Origin of the sequence: Burkholderia sp. Bp9012 (genome assembly GCF_003853825.1) — a bacterium.
GTDB lineage: Bacteria > Pseudomonadota > Gammaproteobacteria > Burkholderiales > Burkholderiaceae > Burkholderia > Burkholderia diffusa.
Map to the genome: position 1 here is coordinate 61,244 of NZ_QTQA01000032.1, position 7,351 is coordinate 68,594.

Genomic DNA, 7,351 nt, shown 5'->3' on the forward strand with positions numbered 1-7,351 from the left:
CGAGCGGGCTGGCCGGCCGGAGACGGGAACGATGGACCCCGTGACGCGTTCGCGCTTACCATCACGCTGCACGCGTGGCGTGCGTCGATCCGGTGCGGCCTGCGCAGCAACCGCGGATGGCTTGTGCCGGCGCACGGCGCAGGCAGGTATCAGGGCAGGGCGATCCGGCCGCCTTCAGGCTTCGAGGACCGAAACGAATTGTGAGATTGCTGACCTGTTCGAAATGGTAAATAGCAACTCTGCTGATATCAACCCGCGGATGCGTCTGCTGCGGCACGTCGTTCTGCCGTGGATCGCGTTCTGGTCGTTGATGCTGATCGTCGGCGTCCAGGAGTACGTGCGTTCGGGCGGCCGTGATCTCTGGGCGCCGCTCATCGACTACGGCACCGCAATGGCAGTCGCGACCACGCTGGCGACGATGCAGATTTTCCGTGGGAGACGGCTTGGCCATCTGCTCGGTCATCCGCTGCGCTGGTTCGCGCGCATGTGGATCTGGATGCCGCTGCAGTTCGTTGTCTACGTCGTCGCGATGTATGCATTACGTAAGCTGCTCTACGGCCTGGCGGGCATGCCCCTGCTTCACGAACCCTGGCCGGAGGTGGTCGCCTACGAGGCCAGCAAGTTCGTCATCTTCTACGCACTGTTCAGCGCCATTCATTTCGGTTTGCTTTCATACGGTGCTTGGGCGAACGAACGCCTTCGCACCGAGCAGCAGGCGCACTTCGCGCGGCAGGCTCAGCTGACGCAACTCACGCAGCAACTGCAGCCGCATTTCCTTTTCAATACGCTGAACACGATCTCGTCGCTCGTGCATGACGACCCCGATACCGCCGACCGCCTGATTGGCCGGCTCGCGATGTTGCTACGCGCGGCCGTCGACGCCGGCCGCTCTCCCCAGCAGCCGCTCTCCGACGAACTCGCGCTCGTGAAGGCCTATGCCGACATCATGCTGCAGCGCTTCGCCGATCGGGCCAGGATGACCTGGGATGTCGACCAAGGCACGCTGACCTGCCGTGTGCCGACGCTGGGGCTCCAGCCACTCGTCGAAAATTGCTTTCGGCACGTGGTCGAACGGCGCGCCGCGACGACGCATATCGTGATGCGCGTCACTCGCATCGAGGGCCAACTGCATGTCTCGATCGAGGACGATGGCGAGACGTACGCATTGCCGACTTCGCTTGGCGTGGGACTCGGCAATCTCCAGAGCCGGCTGAGATCGATGTATGGTCACGATGCCGCATTGACGCTCCGGTTGCGAGAGGGCGGCGGGCTGATCGTTCGGGTGAGGCTGCCATGCGCGTGCTGATCGTCGACGACGAAGCGCTCGCCCGCAGCCGTCTCGCACGCCTGCTCCGGGCTGTGCCCGACATCGAGATAATCGGCGAGGCCGCGGACGGCGCCACCGCGCTGGCGCTTGTCGAACAGTCGAGGCCGGACGTCGTATTCGTCGACGTCCAGATGCCTGAAATCGATGGCTTCGACGTGGCCGCGTCGCTGCCGGATGGCGGCCCGGCGCTGGTGTTCGTGACGGCATTCGACCAATATGCGTTGCGGGCATTCGATACGCACGCCGTCGATTACCTGCTGAAGCCGGTTGAGCCGGAGCGCCTGGCGCGCGCGGTTCAGCGCCTGCGCGAGCGCGGATCCAGCCGATCGCACGGAAGCGTCGGCGTGCCGGATCGCCTGCTCGTGAACGACCGCGGGCAGACGCACGTCGTGCCATGTGCGGAAATCGAATGGCTGGAGGCGGCCGACAACTATGTCGGCATTCACCTGGCAACGCGCAGCCTGTTGATGCGGCGGACCCTGGCGGCGCTGCTCGAGAATCTCGGACCGGCCTTCGTTCGCATTCATCGCGGCGCCGCCGTCGCGCTCGCTGCCGTCCATGCGGTGCGATTTCGCGGAAAGGGCGACGCGATCGTGCTGCTGAGGGGCGGTGCCGAGGTGTCGTGCAGCCGGCAGTATCGGGCCGCGCTCGTTCAGGCACTGGAAACGACTCGCGACCGCTCCGATTCGCCCCATCCCACGCCCGCTTCGTCCCAGGGCGATTGCGACGCGTGAGCATGCGCCGCTAGGCTGGTGGCTCCTCGCCATCTTCGATTCGACCATGGCCACGCTCGTCGCGATTCTCAAGATTTCCGTTCCGCTGGTCCTGCTCGCCTCGCTGGCCGAGGCGCTGGTTCTTGCGATCCTGCGCGGCTGGCGCCGCTACGACTGGCGCGCGGCGGCCGTATCGGCGGCTGACATGCTCGTGCGCGAGTATCCGCTGCATTGGCTGCCCACGCTGACGATCTGGCATTGGCTGATGCAGGCGGCCTGGACACATCGCTTCTGGACCCTGCCGATGGATCACTGGAGCGGCTGGCTCGCGTGCCTCATCGGTCAGGACTTCTGCTACTACTGGTACCACCGCGCCGCGCATCGGGTCCGCTGGTTCTGGTGCACCCACGCGATCCACCATTCACCGAACGAGCTGACGCTGTCGGCCGCCTATCGCTTCGGCTGGACCGGGCAGCTCACCGGCTCGCTGCTGTTTTTCGCAGTCGCGCCGCTTTTCGGGATGCCTCCCGCCATTGTGCTGGTGCTGCTGTCGATCAACCTGCTGTACCAGTTCTGGCTGCATGCGACGTGGATTCCGCGCCTCGGGCCGCTGGAATGGATATTCAACACGCCGTCGGCCCATCGCGTGCACCACGCGTCGAATCTCGAATATCTCGACGCGAACTACGGCGGCATCCTGATCGTGTTCGACCGGATGTTCGGCACGTACATTCCTGAACGACGCGATCTGCAATGCCGGTACGGTCTAGTGGCGCCGGTTGACACATACAACCTGCTGACGATCGAATTTGCACAATGGCGCGCGTTATGGGGAGACATATTGGCGGCACGATCGTTGCCGGATGCACTCGGCTACCTGCTGAAGCCGCCCGGATGGCGACCAAACGGAGGAGGGGAAACGACGGAAGACCTCCGGCAGCGGGCGGCTCACCCCGTGGTGCGCAAGGCGCGCGATAGCGGCACAGGGTAGCCCCCACGCGTATCTCAAGGACATTTCACGCGTCTGCCCACGCAAAGGGCCGGCGACGTTGCAGCGTTGGTGCCGCATCGCTCGCAGCTGAAATCTGCAATGTCCTAACTTCGCCTGCGGGTCGCTTGCAAAAGGAATTCCGGTGGCGTCTGGCAGGGATTTCAGTGAAGTTTTCGGGTAAATTCAATATTTGACATAATTAACACTCTCGTCGGACCGCATGCCTGCATCTTGGCGGCTTGTCGGGAGCGTCCCGAACGTAACCGAGCCCGTAAGGGCAACTTTTGGGGCATTTGGGCGAGAAACTGCTCGACGTCCATTTGCCATAGGGCATTGTGGCCGAGATTAGATTGCTGCTGAGCCAAATGTGGGTAGCATTGTGGGTAGGAGGCCATCTGCAACTGCGGGAGTCTTACCTGGCGCGTCTCCGCGGGTGATGGATGTAGTCTGCTGCCTTCCGCCACATGGGTTTTCGGCGATTCAGGGCACTCCAAACAGAGGCCCCGAATGCACGGGGGTGTGGGTTTTTCTGCCCGATTCGTGCAGCCGAGTCACGATCGCCCGATCTTCTTGACGGCTTCCGCGAGTCGATCGGTGACCAGGTGGGCATATCGCTTGGTCGACGTAGTCGTCTTGTGCCCCAGCACTCCTGCGACCGTGTATAGGTCGATTCCTGCGTTGATCATTTCTGACGCGGCACTGTGCCTCAGGTCGTGGAAGCGAGCGTCGAGATGGCCTGATTTGCGGCGCGCCTTGATCCATTCGTCTTTGATTTTCCAAGCCGGGACGGTGAACTTGACCCGGCGCGCGATCACCGCGATGCGGGGATGAATCGGGATCAGCCGCGGGCGGCCGTTCTTTGTCGTGCCGAGGGAGAACCCGTCTTTCGTCGGGATGGCACGAAGGATTTCGCTCATGCGCATCCCGGAATAGAACGCGGTACGGATTGCAGCTCGAGTTTGTCGGTGCGAGCACGCTTTCGCAATCTCTAGCATTTCGCGACGCCCTTTATAGACGTGACGCTCTTCGCTCTGTCTCGGGACGACCATTTTTGCGGTTTGATCGTATTCGAGCTTCCCGATCTTGTGCGCGTACTTAATCGCCGCCCGAAGATACCCGAGCGTGTTGTGAATCGTTCCGTCGGTGCTCGGCTTCTTCGGCCGGCCCTGACGGTCGACGTTCGAACGCATGTACCCGGCGAAACGGATCGACCAATCGTACAGATCCAACGCGTCCTGGTCCTCGTACTCCGTCGCGTACTTTGTCAGAATTTGCAGGCGCGCCTTCCGATCTTTCCACTCGGAGCTCTTGTCGTTCACGTGGATCCTGACGCACTCGCCGATCGTGACGATCGGTTTATCGAATCGAAGTGCATCACTTTGCACGCGTTCACGAAGTCACAGTGACTGGCTCACGCACCACGGCATCAACTTCACGGTCGTCATGTAACGACGAATCACCGGCCTCTCAAGCAAATCGAAAACGGGAACAACATGACCATCGACGAAAGTAACCAGATCGAAGAACTGCTCGGCGAATGGTACGACTGGCAGGCAGGGTATGTGCCGAGCCTTGGCTATGGGCGCATCGATCCGTCGTGCCGTGGCTTCTCCGAAGACTAGCGCACGCTGACGGTCGACGAGCGCTCGGAAGAGGCAGACCGGAAGGCGGCGAAGAAGCGTGCGGAACAGGTCGACGTGTGCGTTGACGCTCTGACGTGGCAGGAGCGCGCAGCAATCCAGCGACACATGAAGGCGAAGCGAATCGGCGCAATGAACGAGGCATGCCGCGCAAAAGTCTGGATTAATCCGCGCGGACTAGACCTGTCGGACGCGCATGCGAGCTATCAGGCGGCGAAGGTAGCGCTGTATCCGCGTGTGAGGGCACGCGGTCTGTTGAAGGAGCTGCAACCGGCATAAAATGTGCAGGGCTCGACTTGATCTCTTTGTCGATGCCCGCGGCACCAAGGGCAGTGAACGACCCGGAGCCGCCACTCAGTCTTCTCTGAAGGCGCCGTTGGTAAGCCTTACCAAGCCGGTGGATCCTATGCGTTATGTCACGCGATTAAGTGCGTTCGGGCAAATACGGTTCCACGCACATCACGCGCGCAACTGCGCAATAGAGCAGGAGCGAAAAGCCGGTGGACGGCTCCAAATCGACCTGGATACGGCCATCGTCACACCGGGAAAAACGCAAGTCATAGATCCAAGAAGGATCGCTTACGTTATCTGTGGCGAACTCGTCCCCGTCCACGTCCTCCAGCAGAAACGTAAGTTTGCAATGCCGGTTCTCGCCTTGCCACTCCGGATTGTCTTGCCTCCAGTGATGAAGGACAAGCTCCATGTCCGTTTGTCCTTTTCCACCGGATACGCGTCGGCGCAGCGTTACAGAAAGGAGTTCGGCATCATGAAATCCAGGCCAGTACCCGTAGATGCGGCGGATTAGCCACGCATCGGTTACCACGCCCTCGTCCGTTTCCTTGCGATTCCTGTTTCGATCCGATTCCCATACCTCCGGCAATTTTTCGACCATTTCCTCGAGAGTGTTTCGGAGATATTTCTCCGCTTGTTCAGGCGTGCCCCGGAAATTCAGAGCAGTCGCGCCGCTTCCGAGGCGGCCATCGCACGCTTCCTGCACGATTTCAAAGCCATAGATAAATGTACCGTCGTCGCGCTGGTAGAGGTGATAGCCCAAGTCATACGTCAAACCGCGTGCGTTCTTGCGGACGTACGTGAACGTATTCTCGCAATTCGACTGAAGTTTCATGTGCCTCTCTCACGTCTGCCGAGCATGCTAGATTATGCTACCGCCTACGGCACGGGTGCCATACGAACCAATAAGCCATGAACACGCTACCAGACGCTCCCGGTTTTATCCTCGAAGCCATCGATGAGCACCTGTTAAGCCCATGTTTGGCAACCCGATTTAGTACGGTAGATCTGGCGAAGCTCAAGAGCATTCTGGCCATCGAAGATGACGACGATCCGTTGGTCGACAAGGTTTATCTGCTGTCACCGCGCGAAACCATCGCGCTTTGCAGCGCCTTTGGTGTGAGATTTGACAGCGGACGCCGGGAGGTTTTCCTGTTCAAGGATTGCCGTCGCTGGCCGCGCTCGCCGTACCTATTCCATACCGGTTACGAGTTGCCCCTGCTGCTGGATGGGAGAAAGAAGCTCGCATTCTTCACGTTCGACAGCGACGATGACTTGAGTTTTGACAGCCGATTGAAGGCGCGTTTCGATCACTTTGTTGCGGCGGGATTGCTGCACGGAGAAGAGGATCTAGACATCCTCCCCAATTCTTCTGGCCGCCGTGTCGGCTACGTTTATTACGCAGCCAAAGGAGAGGAGTGGCGTATCCCAGCCTTTAGGCTGCTAAGGCAAGCCGCTGGCGCGGCAGGCGGTTGGAATGAAACCTTCGAGCGACTCGAAGGAACATTGATGGGCTACGAAGACTGGCAAAACGACTGGTGGCTGGAACAGCAGGCTCGCAGCAACGGCGTCCTCTATGGTATGTCCTTCCGGTGCGCGGTCACGAAAACCGGGCTCGACTGGGTTATCCAGTCGGGTAATCGAGCCCTCCCGCCGATAGAGGGACCGACATTGACCATTCAAGCGTCCCATGCCCTCAACGACGAGGTGATGGATCTAGCACTCCGAGATGATGCCGACATCGAAGCGTTCATTCAATTCAACGTGCCCGGTCGCCACCTAATGGGCGTATGTGATCTCAGAACAGCCGGGCCATTTCTGATTCCCGCAACAATGATTTCTGACATCAATCGCAAGCTGACGCGTCAGATCCAAATTGTCGCACGTAGATAACGGGAGGCGGGCAGAGTTTTGAACCTGCCCGATATTGGCGATTGTCTACGATCTGTAGGGCGACGCCGAACGACCGAAACTGGCGGCGGATTCAAGCGGTCGATAACGATCCCCCGTTGTGCCACCTGATTGGAATTCACGATGATCGACTCGGTGATCTCGTTGACGAACCGGCTGGTCTCAGTCACCGAAATCTGAAACCGGAAGACGGTAGCCGAGATTTCTGTAGGATTCCGCACTTAGTGAACCTCGATGCGCTTCTTCGCTACGGCCAAAACGACTATCATGTGCGGAACACAACAATTGGAGGAATGCATGGCGACCTACAAGGAACTGAAAGCCCAAGCGGAGGCATTGGCCGAGAAAGCAGAGGCTGCGCGCCTAGCTGAGTTTCGGGCCGTTGTCGAAGAGATCCGTGGCAAGGTCGCGGAGTACGGCATTACCGAGAAAGACATTTTTGGTGCGCGTCGTGGCAAGTCAGGAACGCAAACGAAGG

The 7,351-nt window shown here is 60.0% G+C and carries 7 protein-coding genes and 1 pseudogene; 6 read left to right on the top strand and 2 right to left on the bottom strand.

Going from position 1 to position 7,351, the window contains the following annotated elements; translation table 11 throughout:
• The first annotated feature begins 31 nt into the window (after positions 1 to 31).
• From DIE11_RS31330 to DIE11_RS31340, 3 genes are read left to right on the top strand one after another with little or no spacing between them, the layout of a single operon-like run.
• Positions 32 to 1,306: a sensor histidine kinase gene (locus DIE11_RS31330; protein ID WP_260430304.1), complete on the top strand. Its 1,275-nt coding sequence runs from the start codon at positions 32 to 34 to the stop codon at positions 1,304 to 1,306.
• Positions 1,294 to 2,061: a LytTR family DNA-binding domain-containing protein gene (locus DIE11_RS31335; RefSeq protein ID WP_124488377.1), complete on the top strand. Its 768-nt coding sequence runs from the start codon at positions 1,294 to 1,296 to the stop codon at positions 2,059 to 2,061. The genes DIE11_RS31330 and DIE11_RS31335 overlap by 13 nt, the downstream gene beginning before the upstream one ends.
• A 46-nt stretch (positions 2,062 to 2,107) precedes the next feature.
• The gene (locus DIE11_RS31340) at positions 2,108 to 3,031 is read left to right on the top strand and encodes a sterol desaturase family protein (RefSeq protein WP_124488378.1); all 924 of its coding nucleotides are present in this window, start codon (positions 2,108 to 2,110) and stop codon (positions 3,029 to 3,031) included.
• 551 nt (positions 3,032 to 3,582) lie between these two features.
• Here DIE11_RS31340 and DIE11_RS31345 read toward each other — a convergent pair.
• Entirely contained in the window at positions 3,583 to 4,350 is a 768-nt protein-coding gene (locus DIE11_RS31345; protein ID WP_260437216.1) for a site-specific integrase, read from the bottom strand.
• 174 nt (positions 4,351 to 4,524) lie between these two features.
• Here DIE11_RS31345 and DIE11_RS37245 point away from each other — a divergent pair, with 174 nt between their 5' ends.
• Positions 4,525 to 4,653, top strand: coding sequence for a hypothetical protein (locus DIE11_RS37245; RefSeq protein WP_260437217.1), 129 nt, complete (start codon positions 4,525 to 4,527; stop codon positions 4,651 to 4,653).
• Between the two features lie 442 nt (positions 4,654 to 5,095).
• Here DIE11_RS37245 and DIE11_RS31355 read toward each other — a convergent pair whose 3' ends face one another.
• Positions 5,096 to 5,797 carry an Imm50 family immunity protein gene (locus DIE11_RS31355; RefSeq protein WP_124629334.1) on the bottom strand — a complete coding sequence of 234 codons (702 nt, stop codon included), beginning with the start codon at positions 5,795 to 5,797 and terminating at the stop codon, positions 5,096 to 5,098.
• A 77-nt stretch (positions 5,798 to 5,874) separates the two neighbouring features.
• Between DIE11_RS31355 and DIE11_RS37250 the strand changes: the two genes are divergently transcribed.
• Together DIE11_RS37250 and DIE11_RS31365 are read left to right on the top strand one after the other, a co-directional pair.
• Positions 5,875 to 6,855 carry a hypothetical protein gene (locus DIE11_RS37250; protein ID WP_260437218.1) on the top strand — a complete coding sequence of 327 codons (981 nt, stop codon included), beginning with the start codon at positions 5,875 to 5,877 and terminating at the stop codon, positions 6,853 to 6,855.
• A gap of 315 nt (positions 6,856 to 7,170) precedes the next feature.
• A pseudogene (locus DIE11_RS31365) lies at positions 7,171 to 7,351 on the top strand (H-NS family nucleoid-associated regulatory protein); the annotation flags it as partial.